Origin of the sequence: Bacillus sp. AP50 (assembly GCF_040492675.1) — a bacterium.
GTDB classification, from domain to species: Bacteria; Bacillota; Bacilli; order Bacillales; family Bacillaceae_G; genus Bacillus_A; species Bacillus_A cereus.
The window spans coordinates 1-21,478 of sequence record NZ_JBEUTW010000030.1; the positions used below are offsets into that span (position 1 = coordinate 1).

The window sequence follows — 21,478 nt, forward strand, 5'->3', positions numbered from 1 at the left end:
CTATTGATGAAATAGCTTTAAGGAGGAAAGTTTTGTGAAAGATAAGTTCTATAAAATCCTCTCTATGTGGACTTTACAAATTGTATTTTATTTTACTACTGTATATGTGACGAAATATGAGCATGCTCTCATTTTTACAATAATATACGTAATCGTAAATGTACTATTCTTATTTTCAGCTGACAAAACAGCATTTGTTTTCTTCATACTAGGAACCATTATTTCCGTATTTTATTTGTTCTATCAAGCATGGCTTCACTTATGGAGTACATCAGATCAATGGCAATATATGATTACCCACTTCCTGATGGCAGCTAACTTCTTCATTGTATATATAACAACTCACCTATTGAAAAAAGTGATTCATGAAAATAAAGCTTTAACTGAGCGTGTGAGAACATTGGAACAATATATTGGAGAATCCAAATTACTAACAAGACAAGAATTCGAGAGACGCCAAGCGTTATTAACGACTGCAATGAATCGTCGTAATGAAACAGGCATTATTGTTTACTTTGATTTCACTTCCTTTAGTAAATATACAAAGGAAAGTGTTATGGACCGTGTAGCTTCTTTATTAGTTGAAACGGTAAGGAATGATTTTGACCTTGCTGCTGAATATGATAATAATACGCTAGTTATTTTATTACAAAACACAAATGAAGCTGGTGCTGACATTGTAATGAACCGCCTAAAACCAAAAATGGAGCAATGGCTTGCTGCTGAAGCAATCAAAGATATAAAAATTTCACGCGAGCAAATTGGAAACAAAGGACAGACACTGTTATGATGACTCTCGTTATACTTCTTTTATTCCTTCTGTTTTGCGTACTCGTTTTTTGGATTAGTATCACATTTTCAATTAAATATGTACTTATTTTTACGGCCTTTCTATTCTCTGGCTTACTCGTTTACTACTCTTTCTTAACAATCGCGGGCTTAATTCACCGAAATAGTAAACGAAAAGATCGTACGCTAGAACATTATCCGAGCGTCGATATTTTCATACCTGCCCATAATGAAGGCGTCGTTATTAAAGATACTTTAGAGGCGATGGCAAAGATTGAATATCCAGGAAAGCTAACTATTTATTTATTAAATGATAACTCTCAAGATGAAACACCTGAAATCGGAGATGATTTCGACAAAGCTTATGCTCATATTCGTCATATTCGTGTTCCTCCCGGTGAACCGAAGGGTAAATCACGTGTACTAAACTATGGGCTTAGTATTTCAGATGGTGAGTACTTCTGTGTTTACGATGCAGATAACCAACCTGAACCACACGCACTGCGAATGCTTGTAGAACACGCTGAAACAACTGAAGATGCTGTTGGAGCTGTTGGACACGTTCGTACAGTAAACGAAAAAAGAAACTGGTTGACGCGAATGATTTCGCTAGAATTCCAAATCTTCCAGCTCCTTATGCAATCTGGACGCTGGTTACTATTCCAAACGGGCTCGCTGACAGGAACAAACATGCTTCTTCGTCGCTCCGCACTAGAAGAGCTTGGTGGCTATGACCCTTACGCAATTGCAGAAGATGCTGAATTAACATTACGAATTACACAAAAAGGTTATCTCTTACCAATCGTCCCAGAATCAGTTACTTGGGAACAAGAACCAGAGCATTTAAAAATTCTTATTAAACAACGTACACGTTGGCTCCAAGGAAATTTATATATTTTAGAAAAAATGTTCTCATCATTAAGTTTCTTTAAAGGAAAGCTGCTTGTTCATTCCTTACAACAAGTTCTAGTGTATGTTGTATTTTGGCTATTCCTAATCATTTCGAACGTTTGGTTTGTAATTGGGCTACTCGGGATATTCCAAATTCAATATAGCATTCCGCTACTATTTATGTGGTATGTCGCATATATTACATATGTTTCTCAATTATTTAGTGCCCAGAGTGTCGAACGAACCTTTACACCGACTAATATTTTTATTAGCGTTATTATGTACTTTACGTACGCACAGCTCTTTACGTACTTATTTATTCGTAGCTTAATCTTATACTTACGTGCAAAGAGCAAGAAACAAGTCATTGGCTGGGATAAAACAGTTCGATTTAAAAAAGATAAATAATAAAAATAAGCACAGAGCGCCGTATGCTCTGTGCTTATTTATTGCCGTATAAATTATATATCAGACAATACCCCTTAGCTGAAAGTAATTTCACGTCCATCCCCCAACGAACGATCGACCTTCATTTATATACGAAAAAGTGATTGCTATTTTTGTAGAACCAATTGCTTCTCTTGCTGTTCTTTGCGCGTTTCAGTCTTAGGTTCCGTGCTTTCTTGGACACTACGATGTGCCACACGTTTCAAACAAATATGCTTCCACTTTCTTTCGTAACGTTTCATTATTCTAGATGTCCCCCTTGAATGCGCTTTAAAACTATTTGAAATCGCTTACAGGAAATAATATAGCACATATATATAAACGTGACAACACATTTCCGACAATTTTTTGTCAAAAATATGAATAGAATTCGTAAGGGATCGAATATTGTCGAAACCTATCGTTTTTTCTTCGTATAAAAGGCATACTACTTATATGGTAAAGTATTTTATTTCCTCTACCCGCATTTCAAATTCCTTCTATATAAAGTGAAACTTTCATTAGCCATCACCAATCGGGCTTTTACAAGCAGCTCGATTTATTTGCTTTTGCTGAATTTTGAGGTGGGGTTCTTACTGCTCAGCAAATAGAGGGATAAAAAAAGAGCTGATATGAAATCAGCTCTTTTCCTTCTATTATTAATGACGCTTCATACGTCCTTCTTTTTGTAACTCTTTAAATAATGCTGCCATCATAAAGAAAATAACAAAGACGAACGGGAATGCTGCAATGATAGCTGCCGTTTGTAAGGCTTCTAATCCGCCAATATATAATAGCGTAGAAGCTATCGCGGCTAGAACGATACCCCAAATCATTTTAATACGATTTGGTGGGTTTAAACTACCATGTGTCGTTAACATCCCTAAAACGAATGTTGCAGAGTCTGCAGATGTAATAAAGAATGTTGCAATAAGTAAAATACCTAAAACTGATAAAGCTGATCCAAAGCTGCCCATCTGATCGAACATAGCGAATAACCCTACTTCTGTTCCCATCTCTTTCACTTTTTCGAAGATATGTGCATCACCAAACAGCTCCATATGAATACCTGTTCCGCCGAAAACAGAGAACCAAAGTGCACCAATTACGGTCGGCACAAGTAACACACCGATTACAAACTCACGAATTGTACGTCCTCGTGAAACACGAGCAATAAACGTACCTACGAATGGTGACCATGCAATCCACCATGCCCAATAGAAAATTGTCCACGATTGAATCCATTGGTTTCCACCTTCGTCTAATGGACTTAAACGGAAGCTCATGCTTGGTAATTCCTGAATGTAAGAACCGATTGTTGAAGTGAAGTAATTCATAATAAAGTTTGTTGGACCCGCAAATAATACAATAATCATAAGTGCAAACGCAAAAATAATGTTCGTATTACTTAAATATTTAATTCCTTTATCAAGACCTGTTTGCGCAGATAACATAAATAATACTGTTACGATTGCAATAATAACTAACTGTGTCGTTAATGAATTTGGGATAGATGTTAAATAGCTAACACCACCTGCAATTTGTTTTGCACCGAGACCTAATGACGTTGCAACACCAAACACAGTTGCAAAAACAGCTAACACATCAAATGAATGAGCGATACGTCCGTGTTCCCCGCCCTTAAATAACGGACCTACTGTCGCACTAATCGTACTTGCTTTTCCTTTTCTAAAGGTAAAGTAAGCAATACATAACGCTACAAACGCATATAGTCCCCAAGGATGTAATCCCCAATGGAAAAATGAAAAACGCAGTGCAAGACGCGCACTTTCCTCAGTTGCACCTTCTCCAAACGGAGGTGCGTATAAATGGTTTAATGGTTCAGCAACGCCCCAGAAAACTAAGCCGATACCCATACCAGCACTAAATAGCATAGCAAACCATGTCATGTAACTATAATCAGGTTCGTCATCATCTTTACCTAAACGAATAGAACCGTATTTCGAAACAATTAAAAAGATAGACACACCTAAAATAATAGAAACGGAAATAATATAAAACCAGCCGAACTTACTAACTAATGCAGTTTGAATTGCGGTTGTTACATTTCCTAAACTACCTTTTCCAATAATAGATTCGGGAATAATCCCCCAAATTGTAAATGCAATACATAATGTTAATGAAACGATGAATGTTTTTGTCAGTTTCCTCATCAAATCCCCCTTCGTAGGTTTCGCTTTTGTAAATAACATAAATTCCGATATGTAAAATCGGATAGAAAACTATAATTTTGCGGTGATTTTCTTACTTTCACCTTCACCAATTCGAATTCTTATGGACAGCCTTACCTTTCGTATAACCTTTTCACTCTGCAAGAGCTACAAGTTAGAAATACTGCTGTCAAATTGTGTGAGAAAAACGCGGATAGGAATGTATTTTCCTAAAAAAGGATGTGTTACATATGTAAAAAAGGGCAAATTTCTTCCTTGCAACCCTTTCGTTTTGTAACAATTATGCGGTTTTTTTGCTAGTATATAGCACGTGTTTATAGCTTCACAAACAAAATGTTTATGTTTATATAACTATATTACCCATAAAACGGTAAAATACTCAAGGAATGTAATCGTTTAGTAAACATCATGTAACATTCCTGTAATATTTTTATTTACGTCGAAAAAAACATGTTGTATTAAATATTTTGAATATAACTAGAAACCTATGAGTCATATAGAATGAAAAACGCTTTCCTATATTTTTTGTTATATTACAGGATATTAACGACTTATTACGAATGGTTTGTAATTGTGTGTTTTCCCCAAATCCGAAAAAATCTGTTGCTATAATGAGGACACGAAAACAAACGCAATGGAGGCTATCATGAAAAAATTAATTGGTATAGCAACAGCAGCAGTTTTTGGTCTTGGGATTTTCACATCATCTGCTAATGCAGAAACTGTTGTAACAACAGACGTACTAAACGTACGCGAAAACCATACTACGGAATCAAAAGTTGTCGGTAAATTACTAAACGGTAATAAAATAGATGTACAAAATACAGAGAACGGATGGTCAAAAGTTACTTTAAACGGTAAAGACGCATTCGTAAGTGCAGAGTTCACAAAAAGCATCTACTACGTAACAGCTAACGTATTAAACGTACGTGCTGAAGCGAACACAAACTCAGAGGTTCTTGGAAAGTTGAAGAAAGACGATGTAATCGAAACAACGAACCAAGTACAAAATGAGTGGTTACAATTTGAATATAACGGGAAAACAGCTTATGTTCATGTTCCTTTCTTAACAGGTACAGCACCTGTAATTGAGAAACAAGAAACAACTGCTCCTGCTAAAGCTGAAGCACCAGCTAAGGCTCAAGCACCTGCAGCACAAGCAAAACCAGCTGCTAAGCCTGCTGTAAAAGCTGCTGAAACTAACACACCTTCTGGTGGTCGTGAGTTAACAGTTGTAGCTACAGCATATACAGCTCACCCGAGCGAAAACGGTGGCACATATGGCGGCCGTGTATTAACTGCAATGGGTCATGATTTAACTGCGAATCCAAACATGAAAATGATCGCTGTTGACCCGAAAGTAATCCCATTAGGATCTAAAGTATGGGTAGAAGGTTACGGAGAAGCTATCGCTGGAGATACTGGTGGTGCAATTAAAGGTAACCGTATTGATATCTTACTTGGATCAGATAGCGCTGCTCAAAAATGGGGACGCAAAACTGTTAAAGTGAAAATTTTAAAATAACCAATGACTGCTAAATTACAAGCCGGTTCTCTTTATTGAGAGCTGGCTTTTATTTATTTATAATACATATAAGGAGGCTATGCCCATGAATGTACAAGCAAAAGTAGACTGGATTGGTACGCCAAAACCGTACATATATAAAGATGAAGTAACATATAACGCTACGTCTATTGATTTCTCACTCGCTGGCGATGATAACCGCTATAAGTTAATTGTGCTCAAGTCTGAAAACAATACACATTACAAAATTGTGCAATATGGAATAAAACCAGGCTCTCAAAAGCCATTTCCTATCGACATTCCATTTGAACAAAACATGTTACCAATTATAGAGCAGATATTACATGATCCATATGTACAAGAAATATTAAAGGAAACACACTCATAATTGTAAAAAATATATCAACGATTTTTCAATTATATCTATCATAACTTACGATATATCAACGGTTCGACACGAAATATCGATTTAGCTACAAAAAAGAAGCTGTTCAAATATTGAACAGCTTCTCTCATATTAACGAGTTGGACCAGATACATCTTCTGATTTCAAAGTATTATTTGCACCAAGAGAATGATACAACATCTTTCCATTTCCATTCACGGTTACAATATGTTCGTTATTAAAACTTTTGAACTTCACAGATCCATCACCGTAACGAATATGATACTCTTCATATGTCGTTACTTTATATTTCGTATCACTTTGACGCTCTACATTACGAACTTCCATCGCTAATAAGTCTTCTGTAATTCCTTTTTTGTGTAAATACTGTATATAATCACGGTCTTCCTTATACGATTTCCCGCTCTTATCATAATTATTTTCAATTAAACTAAAATCATTTAATGAAATTGCACGTACGTTATCATAAATATGATTTCTTACAAATTCGCCCACTGCTGAACTTGATGTTTCTTTCGGGAATTTTAAGTAATACGTGCTTTGGTCTCCAATTTTAACACTTTCAGATTTCATCACACCAAAATCAGTAGTTTTCTCTAAATGTACTTCTACTGTTTCATCTGTGGATACAGGGCCAAGCTTATAACTTCCATAATTTAATTTTCCACGTTTTTTCCCATTCACAAATACAGTTGCATCACTTTCATCAGAAGAAATGCTTACATACTTACCTTCAAGCGATAAATCCACTTTCACCTTCTCGCTCTGTTCATCCGCTAAATCTACTTCTTTCTCTGTTTCTAATTCAGTCAGTTCTGTCTTCGCCGTTGCCTTTACAACATATGTACCTGGGAAGTATGGCCCCAACTCTTTCGAAGTTTTATCACTAGAAAGCTCTGTTTCTTTTTTGTCATTCACATGTATTTCTGCATTTTTTGCAGTTGTACTAATGCTCATATAATAAGATTTCATGCTAAACTTATACTTTGGATATAAGAACCACTCTTTTCCCTCTTCTACTATTTCCCCGTCCTTAAATGAAGATTTATCTTTAGTTAACTTCTGATCTACTGTCTCTTTCTGTAAATAAGACAGTAATTGTTTGTTGTAAGAAGGATTCTCTTTTAAATAACGCATGTACGCTTTAATATCCTCTGTCTTAATCTTTAAGCTTGAATCATTCGCTTTTACAAACTCATCAATTGCATTAATATCTTTCTTTTGGAATGCTTCAATCATTACATTTACTTGCTTTTCTTTTGAAAACTTATATGCTCCAAATTTATATGCCCCAAATAATAATGCAGCAATAACAGCAAAACCAATGATCAAAAATAAATTTTTCTTACTTTTCACTGATTTTGTCTCGCTTTGTAATTCTGTATATGAAGCAGCAGTGTTATCAACGATTACTTCTACTTTACTCCCACACTCCGGACAAAAGTTCAAATGGTCTGCAACGTTCTTTTTACATGTTCCACAAAACTTCAACGTGCTCTCCTCCTATTTTTTAGCTAATTTCATTCCAGCAAATGCCGCTACATATGTCACAATCAAGCTAAACAAAGTTAAATATATAAATGAATTTTGCATAGATAATACCGTCCCACTTGTTCCAAATAAACCTGTTACCGTTCCTGAAACATTAATTTGGAACTTAGAAATCATATTCATTACAATCATCATAATTGTGTAAGAACCACTGCATACCGCTAATGTAATATATATATTGGCAGTCGGTAATTTAGCTAACTTTCTTCCCGCTCTAAACATAAAGAACAATGGAATAATAAGCAGTAATAAACCATAATGGAATACGTTATTCACTTTATCAAATTCTGCAAGGCTTTCCTCATTTGCTCCTTTTGAAATCAATATCTCTCTAAGCTCTACGCCATTTACAGAGACGCCTGATATAAATGAAAACGATAGCGTGCTCTCATATGTATTTGATTTCTTACCAATTCTAGTAAATTCTTTACTAAGTGCTGGACTTGATACTTCTAACGGCGCAAAATGAGCCATACTCCATAATTGAGGTGTTAACTCTAATGCTAATAATGTACTTTCAGATTTTAAAGTTGTTATTTCTTTTAATGGTTCAATACCGTCTTCCTTACTTACTAACGCCATAATACAAACCGCTACCGCTGTTACTAAAAGTCCTTTTATCATAGCTGAAACACCGTAATACACAGACGCTCCATATGGCATTAACTCTTGAAATGCTACTGCCATATTGTTTTTGCTTGTATGAGCAATAAATCCTAATAAGGTAAATAATGTCCCACATACAAAACCACTCAATAAACTCTTAATCGCTGAATAGCCAACCGTAATCTTACCTGCTTCTGAGAATGGAATTGCAAAAGATTGTGATGCTATAAAACTTATAATGAATAAAAAGACGCCATAAATAATACCAACTGTTGCTGCCATAAAGATTTGATCTTTAATCGTTTTCGCAACATGCTGTTTCCCTAACCAAATTCCTGTACCAACGAAAATAATAAATGGAATGATTAATAATAATGTAAATGGAGTATGCCAAGATAAAGAAAATATCAACCCACTATCATCGTTAGCTGTAAAACCAAGTAAATGGTAACTTAACATCGTAGAAGTTGCACTCGAATAAAAACTTGGCAACATTTCTAATTCTTTCGCAAATTTGCTAAACATCTCACTTAACATAGAAGCAAATAATAAACTACCAATCCAACCAGCAATTAACATGAGAATACTTGCAACAGCCCCACCAATAAAACCTTTTTGTAAAACGGCTTTATCTGCTTTAAATTCAACTTTAGGAGCACCATCCATTGTAGGCAATTTTACAGATTGTTCTTTTTTCTTCACAACAGATAAAGAATACCCGCACTTTTGACAATATAAATTTTTTTGAGCATTTTCACTGCCACAACCTTTGCAGTATTTTGCAGTATCTTTTTCTAATGTTACTGCATCTATAGCTCCTGCAATCTCCATACTACCTTCATTTGGGCAATAATTTACTTCTTCACCATGTTGTTTTCCACATGTGCGACAATACATTTAATTCACTCCCCACTTTGCTTAATTCCACAAACTGGACAGTAAGTAGAGTTTTTATCGATATGCTCATTACATGAAATACAATTTACCGTTTCACCTTCATTTTCTACTGCTAACATCGGGTTAGGTTTTCCACACGAACCACAAAACTTATCATTTATTGATAAAGGTCCACCACATTCACATGTAGCTTTTTCACCTTGTTGTTTTTGCAATTCAACAATGCGCTTTCTTGCTTGATAAATAGCTACATCAAATTCTTGAACTGGAGCAATCATTTCTTTTAAGCTCGCTTCATTTACTCCACTTCCTCTTAATTGAACATACACTTGCTGCCCAACCTCTAATAGAACCTCTGCTTTTTTCTGCATTTGCACTTGCATTCCCTTTTTCAATTGAGCAATTTCTTGTGCAACTTGCAACTTCATTTTCCCTTGTTCTATTCCTTCTTGTAACTTATTCATTCCACTACCTAACTTCGTCTGTAAATCTGACAAATTATTTCTCCTCCTATACGTATATATTCATATATGAAATTAACATTTTATATATTACCATGATTTTCAAGTTATGTAATCCAAATTTCATTTTTTCTGTTTTGAGCATTTTTTGTTTATAATGGTAAAGGAAAGAAATATGTGTACGGAGGAATATTATGCTGCAACACTCAATTACGAAAGATGAAATTATGATGATTGCGAATGAGTTCGTTCAAGGACTAGATCCACAGCAAACAGCTGATCAGGAACATGTCGCTACAGCTCGGCACCTATATCGTAGTGGTGTTGTCTACAACGTTGACTTTGATGGTTATACACTGTCAGGAACTGTAGATGCGGAAGGCAACGTATATAGCGTTCATATTCCGATTCGTAATGTCGCTGAAAGTTATTGTGATTGCTTCGCACCAACACAATGTGAGCATATGCTCGCTGTATTACTATCTGCAGCATCTAGTTTCGGGCAAGTAGGAGATGTATTAACTTTATTTAAAAATAATACGAAACCTTCCCTTCCTCCTATTAGAACTGCAAGACAAGTATTGCAATCATCAGCTTTTGAAGAAACGGATTATAAAAGTTGGGAATCATATTTTGAAAAAGAATATGAATCATTTAAAAAAGAACAAGCTCGCCTTACTTATAAACAAATGTATTTTCTTATGAGTATCTTTACAGATTTCTATACGAAGCTTGAGCGGAAAGCTCCGCGCGTCATCGCCATACATGAATTATTCAGGTTACATGCAGCAATTTACTGCTTTCAAAAATTATTAGAAGAAATTCAGGCATTCGAAGCAAACAAAACGTATTCTTATCACCAACCTGTTAATGTCATTCGCCTATTTGTCGATAAAGTGGAATCCATCGTTCGGGACTTACAATCAGAAGCGATTCCTTCAGAGTCTGAAATAATTTTGCAAGAAACAGCTCGTCTCGTTCATGAAGTATTCTTCTCTACCGATGCTTATACGCAAGAGCGATTTTTCATTTATCGTCACATATGGAGTGAACTTTTAAACAATAAAGAGAACATACAAGAGGAAGAAAAACGAATCGATACGAAAATCAATCCACTATCCAAAGCATTAGCGTCTTCTCATCTTCTCTTTTTAAATGATGAAGATTTACTAGCGATGGACTTACTAAAGAAACAACCTGCTTCTGTTGTGAGTCTATACTTCTATTGGTTAGAAGAACTATTAAGTGCCATGCAATGGGATCGTGCAAAAAACTGGCTTTCCTTTACGTATAAACAAGTAAAGAAAACGATCCAAGATCACGAAAATACGATTTTCATAAAAGATATCGTTCGGCTATTTGTAATCATGTATGAAACATACGCAACACATACAAATGAACAAGCTGGTTTTGAAATGATTTTACAAGAACTATTACCGTATAGTTTCACAAACTACGAACAGTACGTACTCGCGAAAAAACAGTATCGCACATGGGCAGAGCTTCATCTCTTATATGGATTTGAGGCAATTGAACTGTTGAAAGAGCCACTGAAAGATATTGAAAAAGAAGCGCCAGAAGTGGCACTTCCTCTTTACCATCTTGCTGCTGTAGAGGCGATTGAAGAACGAAATCGTAAATCATATAAACGTGCAGTTCGTTACTTAAAGAAATTACGTACATTATATAAACGATTAAAACGCACCGATGAATGGGATGCTTTCATTATTCACATCGCCAATCTCCATTCACGTCTGCGTGCACTACAAGAGGAATTACGGAAAGGAAAATTAATCGATGATCAATCAAACTGAAGTAACAATTAGGCTCCAGCATGTTAGTCAAGGTTGGTTCCTTTGGGGAGAAGATGACAGCGGTACTCCATTATCCGTAACAAGTTGGAAACGAAATGCATTCACATGGCACTCCACTTCTTTCTACGGTACGTTTCTAAAAGAAGCAACCTTCGAAGGAAAACAAGGTGTGCTGCTAACAAATGCACAAGCCTTTGAATACATTGCAAACAAACCGATGAATTCCTTTGCACATATTCAAATAAACGGCACGATTACAGCACTTACGAAAGATGCAAATGAACTATGGGATGCCTTTACGAGTGGTAGTTTCGTACCAGATATGAATCATTGGCCTAAACAACCATCTTGGAAAGTTCAAAATACACCAATTGAAGATGACACATTAGCATCGCTTTTCTCAGCAGCAGTAAATGAAAGCATATTACAAGACAACCGCTCAAATGACGGCTGGGAAGATGCTAAAAGACTATATGAACATTATGACTTTACGAAAAGACAACTGGAAACAGCACTACATGAAGAAGATTGGCTTCGGAAAATTGGTTATATTGAAGATGATCTTCCGTTTACAATCGGACTAAGACTACAAGAACCACAAGAAGAATTTGAAATGTGGAAGCTTGAAACAATTGTGACACCAAAGCGCGGGGCGCATCGCATATATGTATATGAAAACATCGATTCCTTACCGAAAAGATGGCACGATTACGAAGAACGGATTACAGAAACACAAGAAGGTTTTAGTAAACTCATACCGTGGTTAAAAGAAGGAGATACGTTCCGAAATGAACTCTTTGAAACAGAAGCGTGGAACTTCTTAACAGAAGCAAGCGACGAGTTACTTGCAGCCGGTATTACAATTTTACTACCATCATGGTGGCAAAATTTAAAAGCAACAAAACCGAAATTACGTGTCCATCTGAAGCAAAATACAGCACAAACACAATCGTTCTTCGGTATGAATACGCTCGTTAATTTTGATTGGCGCATTTCGACGAACGGCATTGATTTATCAGAAAGCGAATTTTTCGAACTCGTTGAACAAAATAAACGTCTATTCAATATAAACGGTCAATGGATGCGACTAGATCCAGCCTTTATCGAAGAAGTAAGGAAACTCATGAACCGTGCCGATAAATACGGACTAGAGATGAAAGATGTCCTGCAGCAACATTTATCAAATACGGCTGAAACAGAAATTGTAGAAGATGATAGTCCGTTTACTGATATTGAAATCGAACTAGATGGATATTATGAGGAACTATTCCAAAAGCTGCTTCATATTGGAGATATTCCAAAAGTAGATGTCCCTACTTCACTAAACGCAACACTTCGTCCGTATCAACAACACGGCATTGAATGGTTATTATATTTACGAAAGCTTGGATTTGGAGCATTGCTAGCTGACGATATGGGACTCGGGAAAAGTATTCAAACAATCTCTTACTTACTATATATAAAAGAAAACAATCTCAAAACAGGCCCTGCATTAATCGTAGCGCCGACATCTGTTCTTGGAAATTGGCAAAAAGAATTTGAGCGTTTCGCACCGAATTTACGTGTTCAATTACATTACGGAAGTAATAGAGATAAGGGCAATTCTTTTGAAGATTTCCTTCAATCAGCAGATGTTGTATTAACATCTTATGCATTGGCTCAACTCGATGAGGAAGAACTAACTTCATTATGCTGGGATGCTGTTATTTTGGATGAAGCACAAAATATTAAGAACCCACATACGAAACAGTCGAAAGCAGTACGAAACTTGCAAGCAAATCACAAAATCGCTTTAACTGGTACACCGATGGAAAATCGCCTCGCTGAACTTTGGTCCATTTTCGACTTTATTAATCATGGATATCTCGGAAGCTTAGGGCAATTCCAACGCCGCTTCGTCACACCAATTGAAAAGGATCGTGATGAAGAAAAAATCCAGCAAGTTCAACGGTTTATCTCACCATTTTTACTGCGCCGAACGAAGAAAGATCAAACAGTCGCATTAAATTTACCAGATAAACAAGAACAAAAAGCTTACTGTCCTCTTACTGGTGAACAAGCTTCCTTATATGAACAACTTGTTCAAGATACACTGCAAAATGTCGAAGGATTAAGTGGAATTGAAAGACGCGGCTTTATATTACTTATGCTGAACAAGCTAAAACAAATTTGTAATCATCCAGCTCTTTATTTAAAAGAAGAAGAGCCACAAAATGTCGTTGAACGCTCTATGAAAACAAAAACGTTAATGGAGCTCATAGAAAATATAAAAGATCAAAATGAAAGTTGCCTCATCTTCACTCAATATATCGGCATGGGGAACATGCTAAAACGTGTGCTAGAAGAAAAATTCGGCCAGCGTGTCCTCTTCTTAAACGGTAGTGTACCGAAAAAAGATCGCGACAAGATGATTGAGGAGTTCCAAAACGGAACGTATGACATTTTCATCTTATCCTTAAAAGCTGGCGGAACAGGATTAAACTTAACCGCTGCCAACCATGTCATTCACTACGATCGTTGGTGGAATCCAGCTGTGGAAAATCAAGCAACAGACCGCGCATATCGCATTGGTCAAAAACGATTTGTTCATGTTCACAAACTCATTACAACAGGAACATTAGAAGAAAAAATTGATGAAATGCTAGAAAGAAAACAATCTCTAAACAATGCAGTCATCACAAGCGATAGTTGGATGACTGAACTATCAACAGACGAACTAAAAGAATTACTCGGTGTATAAAGTGAAACTTGAATCAGTGGGGGTTTTGTTCATCTCCAACTGATTATCAGCCCTCACCAATCTGGCTTTTACAGGCAACCCGCCCCCCACCTAACTTTTTTACTTTCACTGAATTTTGAGGTGGGGATCTTACTGCCCGTTAATGCGGGATAAAGTGAAACTTTAATTAGGCCAATCACGTAGAGTTTTACTACCCGCAAAAAAAGCGCTAATCTCGAAATGAGATTAGCGCTTTTTTCTATTCCAAAACCAATTACTTATTATAATCCCCGTTAACCCGCCGCACGTATCAAGCAATGAATCTTGCCACATTGGTGTACGGTCTCCCGTATACCATTGGTGAATTTCATCAAATGTTGCATAACCCGCAACGAAAAGAAGGGCATATATAAAACATCTTTTCCTCGAATAACCTGATCGATGAAAAGCGTAATAAATCAATGAACCTAGCATAAAGAACACCATAAAATGAGCACCTTTACGAAGGAAAAACTCAATAAATCCGCCTACACCTTTATTCGCAATACTAACAGGGGTTCCTCCACCATAATCGATAGATACCCATGAAAAATGCTCTTTCACAAATTCAACATTTACATATTGTTCAATATCTGAACGCATATCCTGCTTTTTATATGGTTGTGCCGAAGAATAGAAAATCAGCCCCATCCATAGTAATACAGGAATCCAAAATAACCATTTACGATTCATTATCCAGAATTCTCCTCTCTTAATCTTTTAAGGGTACCAAAAAAAAGAAAAAATTTCACGCCAAAACATGACATTTGCATCCTATTTATAAAGTGAAAGGAGGTGATACACATGGCAATTGAAACAATCGTAATGGATTTAACTTTACGTCTTGTCTTAAACAACGGATTAGAGAAGAACGGCAAAACAGTTTTCAAGAGCAAACAATTTAAACGTGTTAAAACAAATGCGAGCTTAGATCAAGTACACAATGTAGCTCATGCTCTAGCTTCCTTACAAGCATCACCGCTTCACGCTGTACAACTTGTAAGCACATCAGATCTTTCTAAACTATAAAGTAAAACTCAGATCAGTGGGGATTTTATTCATCCCCGCTGATTATTAGCCCGCAATTTAACCGGCAGACCCAAATCCCGTAAATAGCGGGATAAATACAAAGGAGGGAATAACACATGCAAGTACTAGAGTTGATTTTCGCGAAGGAAGATGGAAAAACAGTCGTTTTTTCTATCGATACGCCCATCACACCAATCGATGCACAAGTCGCAAATCAAGTAATGGATACAATCCTTGCCTCATCTGTATTTTCATCCATTGATGAAAATACAAGAAAAAAGGGAGCTCGCCTTGTAGAAAAAAATGTATCTGAAGTTCCCATTACTCTATAAAATGAAAAAGACGAATCTGCATCATTTTGCAGATTCGTCTTTTTTCTTCGGCATTTCAATCGGGATAAAAATCTTTGAAAAACCGACGCATACATACTTATAATGTTCTTCCCCTATATCAAACTCAGTCGTATATGTTGAGAAGAATATATAATCATTTCGCTTCGTATAATGATCAATTAATAACCCAACTTGTGGCTCAACATACTTTTTGGCTAACTTTTTACCGGCCGATGCCAAGTCGCCAAGAAGACCCTCTTCATTCTCTTTTTGAACTTCATCTAGCTTCTTACTCACATCATTACGCTTCATAAACTGCTTCGCTGCCCATTCTGTATATTCTCCCTTACTCGGATTACTGTTTGCTAAATATACTAGGAGAACGACAACTAAAGCCATAATAATATACTTTTTCTTCATACTATATCACCGCCTACTCTTTTCTATTTTCATATATATGTACAAGCGATGCAAATTAGAAAGACTATCACCTATTGATTGTAAACGAATAGCCAAAATTTACAATATGAAATAGAATATTAACAGTAAATTTACTTAATTTATATATAATTATATTCGGAATGAAAATTATAAGGGAGGCTATAGAATTATGGATAATGAAAACAACATTTTTATTTCTAGTTCTACAATGATGCTTGAACCATGTAAACACCCTTATTACCGTACAAAAATTATCGACAGTAGCGGAAACCATCTTTACTCCTGTCAAACTGCTCTCCAACTTATACAGAAATCTTGTCTAACAAATATTCATTCTACTTATCAAGGGAGACGTAATGCTGTAAAAACAAAATTTAAATTCAAACAAAACGTTCCAATTCCGATCAATCATAGAGAATATATTTGTGCTTTCCCAACAGAATCTCCTGCTTCTCCAAATTGTATTTGGCTTTTCTTCAAACATGTTCATACAATAGAGTTTTTCAAAAAAGCTAAACGAGCTAAAATTCATTTTTCAAACGGAGCTACCGTAACGATACAAATTAGTCCCCATAAGTTAAGCCAGCAATTATGGAAAGCTGGATATGTATTATCCCAAATGAACATGCAAGATTCATCACCTTAATAACAAATAGAATGGAAGGTAGTATTTCCTTACCTTACCTTCCATTCTATTTTCTATTTTTATCCTTTTACACTATCCCGCATTTTCTCGATTGCTTGCCGATACATCCATCTTACTTGATAATATGTCATTTCCGTCTCTAAAGCGATTTCTCCCATCGTCTTCCCTACAAAAAAACGTTCAAAAATAATATACTTCTCCTTCTCGTCTAACACACTCATAAAATCCTTCACTCTTATTTCAACATCTTCAAAATGAAAGATATCCTCATACTCTCCTACACATACACACCTCTCCTGCACTGCGAACTCTTTCTTCAATCTCTCTAATATATAACCTCGCACCGTTACAACTGCATATGCGGGAAAACTCCCTTTCTCTGCATCATACCTTTCATACGCATACCAAAGACCAATTAAACCACATTGATAATACTCTTCATAATCTTTACGAATACCTAATTTCTTTATTTGATTTACAATCATCCCTTCATACAAAACAACTGCCTCTTTAAAAGTCGCTGGCTTCACACAGTACCCGTTTCTAAAAGGTATACCTTTCTAGTATTCCGCGGTACCTTCACAATATAAAAATAAAGAAAAGATTTCACTGTGAGTAATTTCAAATACTACCGACGGAATTTGAAATTACACTAGATAGTATTTGAAATTTTGTTGGTGGTATTTGAAATAGGGGTAAAAATAAAAAAGGTGACTCTTGAAAGAGCCACCTTTCTATTTTATTTCCTTATTGGAACATACCTTGTAAAGCGCCCATTCCAAGAGTTAAAACAAAGAAAACAATAGTAATAATTGTTGCCTGCTTTTTAGTTAAACCTGCTGTAATTTGAAGACCTAGCCATGTAACTGCATATCCCCAAATTGTAAACACTTCAAATTTACTTACAATGCCTTTTACAACACCACTACTTGAAGCAAAAATTGGCTCTAGGCCAGTGTACATTTCTTGACCTGATCCACCTAAAATATATGCTAAAATCGTATTTATTAATAAACCTAGTAATGAAATAACACTTGAATATACAGTAATCGCTAATAATTTTTTATAAGAAGTATCATTGCTTATAAATACCATTAACACTTTATACACCACGGCACTAAGTAGAAAGACAAATGCCATACTAATAGCAATTACCCCAAATCCCATACCATATGTCATTGCAGCTGAAACAGTAACACCTAATTCCTTATTAAGCTTAATTGCTTCAGGTGTTAGAGAATATACATAAGCAGCAAATCCCCCAACAAGCCCAGCTATTAAAACAAGTAGCCAAAATGCACCCCAAACTGCATTACTCGTCTTCATTCTCTCAAACTGCTCACTTGGAGAAGTAATCATTCCTAATAATGATGGCTTCTTCGCACCTACATCTTGCGTATTAATATTAGCTTCCATTATAACGCCTCCTTCTATTTATATAACCCGTTCTAACGGGCGGTTCACTTCCCCATATAGAGGCTACGAACCGCCCACTAGGACGGTAATGTGTAGTTCTACTACACTATTAATTACTCATAACGCAATGCTTCAATTGGATCTAATTTCGCAGCTTTATTTGCTGGAATTAATCCGAAAATAATACCGAGTGTCATCGAGAACAGTACGCCTCCAACGACAACTTCCCACGAAACGAGCGGTGGCCATTTTGCGAATGTAGAAACGATATATGCTCCGCCATACCCAAGACCAATTCCGATTAAACCACCTAAAAGTGTTAACATAACAGCTTCAATTAAAAACTGTAATAAAATTTTACTACGCGTTGCTCCAAGCGCTTTACGTATCCCAATTTCGCGCGTACGCTCCGTTACAGATACGAGCATGATATTCATAACACCAATACCACCAACGACTAATGAAATACCAGCGATACCACCGATAATCATCGTCATGATGCTAGTTACTTTAGAAACATTTTCTTGGAGTTCTTTTAAATTCACCAGTTCATATTTACCTGGGATTTCACTTGGCTTACGACTATTTAATACATCAACAGCTCGTTTCCCTGCTGCTTCTAAATTGTCTACATTTTTAGCTTGAATTGCGATATTTTGAATATCATCTGTCCCGTATAAAACAGGCCATAACGTAAGAGGAATTAACGCTTCTTCCATTTCAAATCCCATAAATTCATTATCTGATGTATACACACCAATAATTTGCATTGGCTGTCCCTTCATCTCAATAATTTGTCCAACTGGGTTTACGTCCTTAAATAACGTTTCCTCTGTTTTTGTGCTAATCATCACAACGTTATTCGCGTGAGAAATATCTGATTCATTTAAGGAGCGGCCCTTTACAACCTTTACTTTATTAACCGCAAAATATTCATTATCAAGTCCAATAACATTCAGCCTTGCTTTTTTATCATTTACATCAAGTGTCTCTGTTGTCGAATTTGTTGTAATAACGTGTGAAACATCTTTCACTTGTTTTACTTCCAAAATATCCTCTTCCGTTAACTTCGGTATTTCAAATCCACCTATAGCAAATTCATCATTAATATCTGCTTTAAATTGAATTGGCATAAGGTTATTACCACCAGAACCTGCGAATTTTGATTTCAACATCGCTTCCCCGCCTTGCCCAATTGCAACGACAGTAATAATCGAACCTACCCCGATAATAATACCCAGCATCGTAAGAGCTGAACGCAGTTTATGAGCTAAAATAGAAGATAAGGCAATTTTTATACTATCTAGTAAACTCATACCGCACACCTTCTATCTTCTGTAACTTTCCCGTCTCGCAGTACAATGCGGCGGGAAGAATACGCTGCCACTTCCTCTTCATGCGTAACCATAACAATCGTCGTACCTTCTGCATTAAGCTTCGTGAAAATATTCATAACTTGCTCACCAGACTTCGTATCAAGTGCACCAGTCGGTTCATCGGCCATAATAAACGTTGGATTATTTGCAATCGCTCTTGCAATCGCTACACGCTGCTTCTGTCCACCTGATAACTCATTTGGTAAATGATGCACGCGATCTGCCAATCCAACTTTACCTAGCGCCTCCAAAGCACGCTTGCGACGCTCTGCTTTCTTCACGCCACCATATACGAGCGGAAGCTCAACATTTTCCACTGCTGAAAGACGAGGCAGTAAATTAAAATGCTGGAATACAAAGCCAATATATTCATTACGAATTAAAGCAAGCTTTGACTCGTCTGCTGTTAAGATATTCACGTCATTCAGCATATATTCGCCTTCTGTTGGACGATCTAAACAACCGATAATATTCATAAGCGTCGACTTACCAGAGCCAGACGGTCCCATAATCGAAACGAACTCACCGCTCTGAATCGTTAAACTAATACCGTGCAAAATCGGCACTGCCAACTTTCCTTGATAATACGTTTTAGCAATATTATTTAACGTAATCATTTCTCTTTCACTTCCATTCCGTCATACACATCGTCGGAAGGATTTTTAACCACCTTTTGCCCCACTGTTACGCCTTCTACAACCTCTGTCCAGTCCCCATCAGTAGAACCTTTTTTCACATTTTGTTTACGAAGCTTACCTTTATCCTCAACATAAACAAATGCATCATCGCCTTTTGCTACAATGCTCTTACTTGGGACAGCAATCATCTTCTTATTCTCTAAGTTTACTTGCAGAGAAACGTGGTAACCTGGAGATAAACCGTCTTGGCTATCAAGACTTGCTTTATATGTATATTGAGACATATTTTGAGTTGCTTCACCCATGCCGCCAGCTTGCGCCATCTCTGCACTTGTTGGGAACTCACTTACCTCTGTAATCTTACCTGTCCACTTCTTCTTATTATTTGCTTTCGCCGTTACAGTGAATGTTTGATCTTTTTGAATTTGTGACTTCTGAAGCTCAGTTAACGTACCTTGAACTTGGAATGGATCTTTAGAAGCTACTTGTAAAAACGCTTTTCCTTGACCACCTAACGCTTGAGATGAGCCTTGTGCCGCATCTTTATCTAACTTTTGAACAACACCAGCGAAATTACTATAAATCGTAAGTTCTTTCTGCTTCTTACTTAACTCTTCTTTCTGCAACTTTCCTTTTTCTTTCTCAAGGTCAATTGTTTTTTGCCCTATCTCTAACTCGTTTACTTGCTCGTCCATCGGATCTGTTACTTCTTTCCCAGCTCCGCTATCTTTCGCCTTCTTAATTTCTTTCTTCAACGAATCAATCTTCTTTTTCCCTTGATCGTAACGCATATCTGCCATCTTCTGATCAAGCTCAGCTTGCTTCATTTGAAGATTAATCTCTTCATTATCATAAGAGAATAACTTCGTACCTTTTTCTACCTCTTGCCCTTCTTTTACCTCAATATCTTTCACTTTCCCTTTGGCCGGATCTGCATAGAAGCTTTCAATATTACCAGGCTTCACCTGACCAGAAATTAACTTCGTATTATTCAGCTTACGCTCTGTCACTTTCTCAAAACTTACAGCATCAGCATTTGTTGATGCACCCTTCTTCTTACCTTGCATAACAAAAATATTAATTGCCGCTACAATAACAATTAGTGCAATAACCCCAATAATAATCCATTTCTTCTTCTTGTTTGGAGTACGAACCGTATTTGGTAACATATTCTCGCTCCCTTTTATAACTTAATAGTTTAATATAAAAATTGTATAAAACTTTCTGAAAATAGATTGCATATTATTACATTATTTTTACAAAGTTTTACACATCCATTTATAT

General features: G+C 36.3%; 20 protein-coding genes. 9 read left to right on the plus strand and 11 right to left on the minus strand.

The window, feature by feature from the left end:
• The first annotated feature begins 34 nt into the window (after positions 1–34).
• On the plus strand, positions 35–790 hold the full coding sequence (locus tag ABWK52_RS04175) for a dGTP triphosphohydrolase (RefSeq protein ID WP_353771876.1): 756 nt from the start codon (positions 35–37) through the stop codon (positions 788–790).
• Positions 787–2,088: a glycosyltransferase family 2 protein gene (locus ABWK52_RS04180; protein WP_000988751.1), complete on the plus strand. Its 1,302-nt coding sequence runs from the start codon at positions 787–789 to the stop codon at positions 2,086–2,088. The genes ABWK52_RS04175 and ABWK52_RS04180 overlap by 4 nt, the downstream gene beginning before the upstream one ends.
• Positions 2,089–2,765: 677 nt before the next feature.
• On the opposite strand, the gene opuD is transcribed toward ABWK52_RS04180, so the two are convergent.
• On the minus strand, positions 2,766–4,280 hold the full coding sequence (opuD, locus tag ABWK52_RS04185; RefSeq protein ID WP_001230117.1) for a glycine betaine transporter OpuD: 1,515 nt from the start codon (positions 4,278–4,280) through the stop codon (positions 2,766–2,768).
• 664 nt (positions 4,281–4,944) lie between these two features.
• On the opposite strand from opuD, the gene ABWK52_RS04190 reads away from it, so the two are divergent.
• Positions 4,945–5,823 carry a cell wall-binding protein EntA gene (locus tag ABWK52_RS04190; RefSeq protein ID WP_353771877.1) on the plus strand — a complete coding sequence of 293 codons (879 nt, stop codon included), beginning with the start codon at positions 4,945–4,947 and terminating at the stop codon, positions 5,821–5,823.
• An 85-nt stretch (positions 5,824–5,908) separates the two neighbouring features.
• On the plus strand, positions 5,909–6,211 hold the full coding sequence (locus ABWK52_RS04195; protein WP_001102540.1) for a DUF3910 family protein: 303 nt from the start codon (positions 5,909–5,911) through the stop codon (positions 6,209–6,211).
• A gap of 129 nt (positions 6,212–6,340) precedes the next feature.
• On the opposite strand, the gene ABWK52_RS04200 is transcribed toward ABWK52_RS04195, so the two are convergent.
• The 3 genes from ABWK52_RS04200 to ABWK52_RS04210 are packed head-to-tail and all read right to left on the minus strand — an operon-like array spanning position 6,341 to position 9,780.
• Entirely contained in the window at positions 6,341–7,720 is a 1,380-nt protein-coding gene (locus ABWK52_RS04200) for a zinc ribbon domain-containing protein (RefSeq protein ID WP_000666897.1), read from the minus strand.
• 12 nt (positions 7,721–7,732) lie between these two features.
• A complete protein-coding gene (locus ABWK52_RS04205; protein WP_044796210.1) occupies positions 7,733–9,283 on the minus strand; it encodes a zinc ribbon domain-containing protein in 1,551 nt (516 codons plus the stop codon).
• Positions 9,284–9,288: 5 nt separating this feature from the next.
• Positions 9,289–9,780, minus strand: coding sequence for a zinc ribbon domain-containing protein (locus tag ABWK52_RS04210; RefSeq protein ID WP_001281753.1), 492 nt, complete (start codon positions 9,778–9,780; stop codon positions 9,289–9,291).
• A 158-nt stretch (positions 9,781–9,938) separates the two neighbouring features.
• Here ABWK52_RS04210 and ABWK52_RS04215 point away from each other — a divergent pair, with 158 nt between their 5' ends.
• The gene (locus tag ABWK52_RS04215) at positions 9,939–11,558 is read left to right on the plus strand and encodes an SWIM zinc finger family protein (RefSeq protein ID WP_000939133.1); all 1,620 of its coding nucleotides are present in this window, start codon (positions 9,939–9,941) and stop codon (positions 11,556–11,558) included.
• A complete protein-coding gene (locus tag ABWK52_RS04220) occupies positions 11,542–14,298 on the plus strand; it encodes a DEAD/DEAH box helicase (protein WP_098541808.1) in 2,757 nt (918 codons plus the stop codon). The genes ABWK52_RS04215 and ABWK52_RS04220 overlap by 17 nt, the downstream gene beginning before the upstream one ends.
• A 225-nt stretch (positions 14,299–14,523) precedes the next feature.
• Here ABWK52_RS04220 and ABWK52_RS04225 read toward each other — a convergent pair whose 3' ends face one another.
• A complete protein-coding gene (locus ABWK52_RS04225) occupies positions 14,524–15,009 on the minus strand; it encodes a VanZ family protein (protein WP_001080709.1) in 486 nt (161 codons plus the stop codon).
• A gap of 111 nt (positions 15,010–15,120) precedes the next feature.
• Between ABWK52_RS04225 and ABWK52_RS04230 the strand changes: the two genes are divergently transcribed.
• Together ABWK52_RS04230 and ABWK52_RS04235 are read left to right on the plus strand one after the other, a co-directional pair.
• Positions 15,121–15,345: a DUF1659 domain-containing protein gene (locus ABWK52_RS04230; RefSeq protein WP_098541806.1), complete on the plus strand. Its 225-nt coding sequence runs from the start codon at positions 15,121–15,123 to the stop codon at positions 15,343–15,345.
• Positions 15,346–15,461: 116 nt separating this feature from the next.
• Positions 15,462–15,677: a DUF2922 domain-containing protein gene (locus ABWK52_RS04235; RefSeq protein WP_098312798.1), complete on the plus strand. Its 216-nt coding sequence runs from the start codon at positions 15,462–15,464 to the stop codon at positions 15,675–15,677.
• Positions 15,678–15,698: 21 nt separating this feature from the next.
• On the opposite strand, the gene ABWK52_RS04240 is transcribed toward ABWK52_RS04235, so the two are convergent.
• The gene (locus ABWK52_RS04240) at positions 15,699–16,097 is read right to left on the minus strand and encodes a DUF4359 domain-containing protein (RefSeq protein ID WP_000731405.1); all 399 of its coding nucleotides are present in this window, start codon (positions 16,095–16,097) and stop codon (positions 15,699–15,701) included.
• A 190-nt stretch (positions 16,098–16,287) separates the two neighbouring features.
• Between ABWK52_RS04240 and ABWK52_RS04245 the strand changes: the two genes are divergently transcribed.
• On the plus strand, positions 16,288–16,764 hold the full coding sequence (locus tag ABWK52_RS04245; RefSeq protein WP_000368312.1) for a competence protein ComK: 477 nt from the start codon (positions 16,288–16,290) through the stop codon (positions 16,762–16,764).
• 59 nt (positions 16,765–16,823) lie between these two features.
• Here the strand turns inward: ABWK52_RS04245 and ABWK52_RS04250 are convergent, their stop codons facing one another.
• The 5 genes from ABWK52_RS04250 to ABWK52_RS04270 form a co-directional block, all read right to left on the minus strand.
• Positions 16,824–17,294, minus strand: coding sequence for a sigma-70 family RNA polymerase sigma factor (locus ABWK52_RS04250; RefSeq protein ID WP_002197020.1), 471 nt, complete (start codon positions 17,292–17,294; stop codon positions 16,824–16,826).
• A gap of 217 nt (positions 17,295–17,511) precedes the next feature.
• Positions 17,512–18,180, minus strand: coding sequence for a Yip1 family protein (locus ABWK52_RS04255; protein ID WP_044584993.1), 669 nt, complete (start codon positions 18,178–18,180; stop codon positions 17,512–17,514).
• A gap of 113 nt (positions 18,181–18,293) precedes the next feature.
• A complete protein-coding gene (locus ABWK52_RS04260; RefSeq protein ID WP_000054354.1) occupies positions 18,294–19,496 on the minus strand; it encodes an ABC transporter permease in 1,203 nt (400 codons plus the stop codon).
• The gene (locus ABWK52_RS04265; RefSeq protein ID WP_000631626.1) at positions 19,493–20,173 is read right to left on the minus strand and encodes an ABC transporter ATP-binding protein; all 681 of its coding nucleotides are present in this window, start codon (positions 20,171–20,173) and stop codon (positions 19,493–19,495) included. Before ABWK52_RS04265 ends, ABWK52_RS04260 begins: the two co-directional genes overlap by 4 nt.
• Complete coding sequence (locus tag ABWK52_RS04270) at positions 20,170–21,363, minus strand: efflux RND transporter periplasmic adaptor subunit (RefSeq protein WP_000937314.1); 1,194 nt, start codon at positions 21,361–21,363, stop codon at positions 20,170–20,172. The genes ABWK52_RS04265 and ABWK52_RS04270 overlap by 4 nt, the downstream gene beginning before the upstream one ends.
• Positions 21,364–21,478 lie beyond the last annotated feature (115 nt).

Excerpts from the sequence above, each read along its gene's own strand:
- ABWK52_RS04220 (WP_098541808.1), top strand. The coding sequence starts at position 11,542 with ATGATCAATCAAACTGAAGTAACAATTAGGCTCCAGCATGTTAGTCAA.
- ABWK52_RS04215 (WP_000939133.1), top strand. The coding sequence starts at position 9,939 with ATGCTGCAACACTCAATTACGAAAGATGAAATTATGATGATTGCGAAT.
- ABWK52_RS04190 (WP_353771877.1), top strand. The coding sequence starts at position 4,945 with ATGAAAAAATTAATTGGTATAGCAACAGCAGCAGTTTTTGGTCTTGGG.
- ABWK52_RS04230 (WP_098541806.1), top strand. The coding sequence starts at position 15,121 with ATGGCAATTGAAACAATCGTAATGGATTTAACTTTACGTCTTGTCTTA.
- ABWK52_RS04195 (WP_001102540.1), top strand. The coding sequence starts at position 5,909 with ATGAATGTACAAGCAAAAGTAGACTGGATTGGTACGCCAAAACCGTAC.
- ABWK52_RS04235 (WP_098312798.1), top strand. The coding sequence starts at position 15,462 with ATGCAAGTACTAGAGTTGATTTTCGCGAAGGAAGATGGAAAAACAGTC.
- ABWK52_RS04260 (WP_000054354.1), bottom strand. The coding sequence starts at position 19,496 with ATGAGTTTACTAGATAGTATAAAAATTGCCTTATCTTCTATTTTAGCT.
- ABWK52_RS04245 (WP_000368312.1), top strand. The coding sequence starts at position 16,288 with ATGGATAATGAAAACAACATTTTTATTTCTAGTTCTACAATGATGCTT.
- ABWK52_RS04180 (WP_000988751.1), top strand. The coding sequence starts at position 787 with ATGATGACTCTCGTTATACTTCTTTTATTCCTTCTGTTTTGCGTACTC.
- ABWK52_RS04240 (WP_000731405.1), bottom strand. The coding sequence starts at position 16,097 with ATGAAGAAAAAGTATATTATTATGGCTTTAGTTGTCGTTCTCCTAGTA.
- ABWK52_RS04225 (WP_001080709.1), bottom strand. The coding sequence starts at position 15,009 with ATGAATCGTAAATGGTTATTTTGGATTCCTGTATTACTATGGATGGGG.
- opuD (WP_001230117.1), bottom strand. The coding sequence starts at position 4,280 with ATGAGGAAACTGACAAAAACATTCATCGTTTCATTAACATTATGTATT.
- ABWK52_RS04265 (WP_000631626.1), bottom strand. The coding sequence starts at position 20,173 with ATGATTACGTTAAATAATATTGCTAAAACGTATTATCAAGGAAAGTTG.
- ABWK52_RS04255 (WP_044584993.1), bottom strand. The coding sequence starts at position 18,180 with ATGGAAGCTAATATTAATACGCAAGATGTAGGTGCGAAGAAGCCATCA.
- ABWK52_RS04270 (WP_000937314.1), bottom strand. The coding sequence starts at position 21,363 with ATGTTACCAAATACGGTTCGTACTCCAAACAAGAAGAAGAAATGGATT.
- ABWK52_RS04205 (WP_044796210.1), bottom strand. The coding sequence starts at position 9,283 with ATGTATTGTCGCACATGTGGAAAACAACATGGTGAAGAAGTAAATTAT.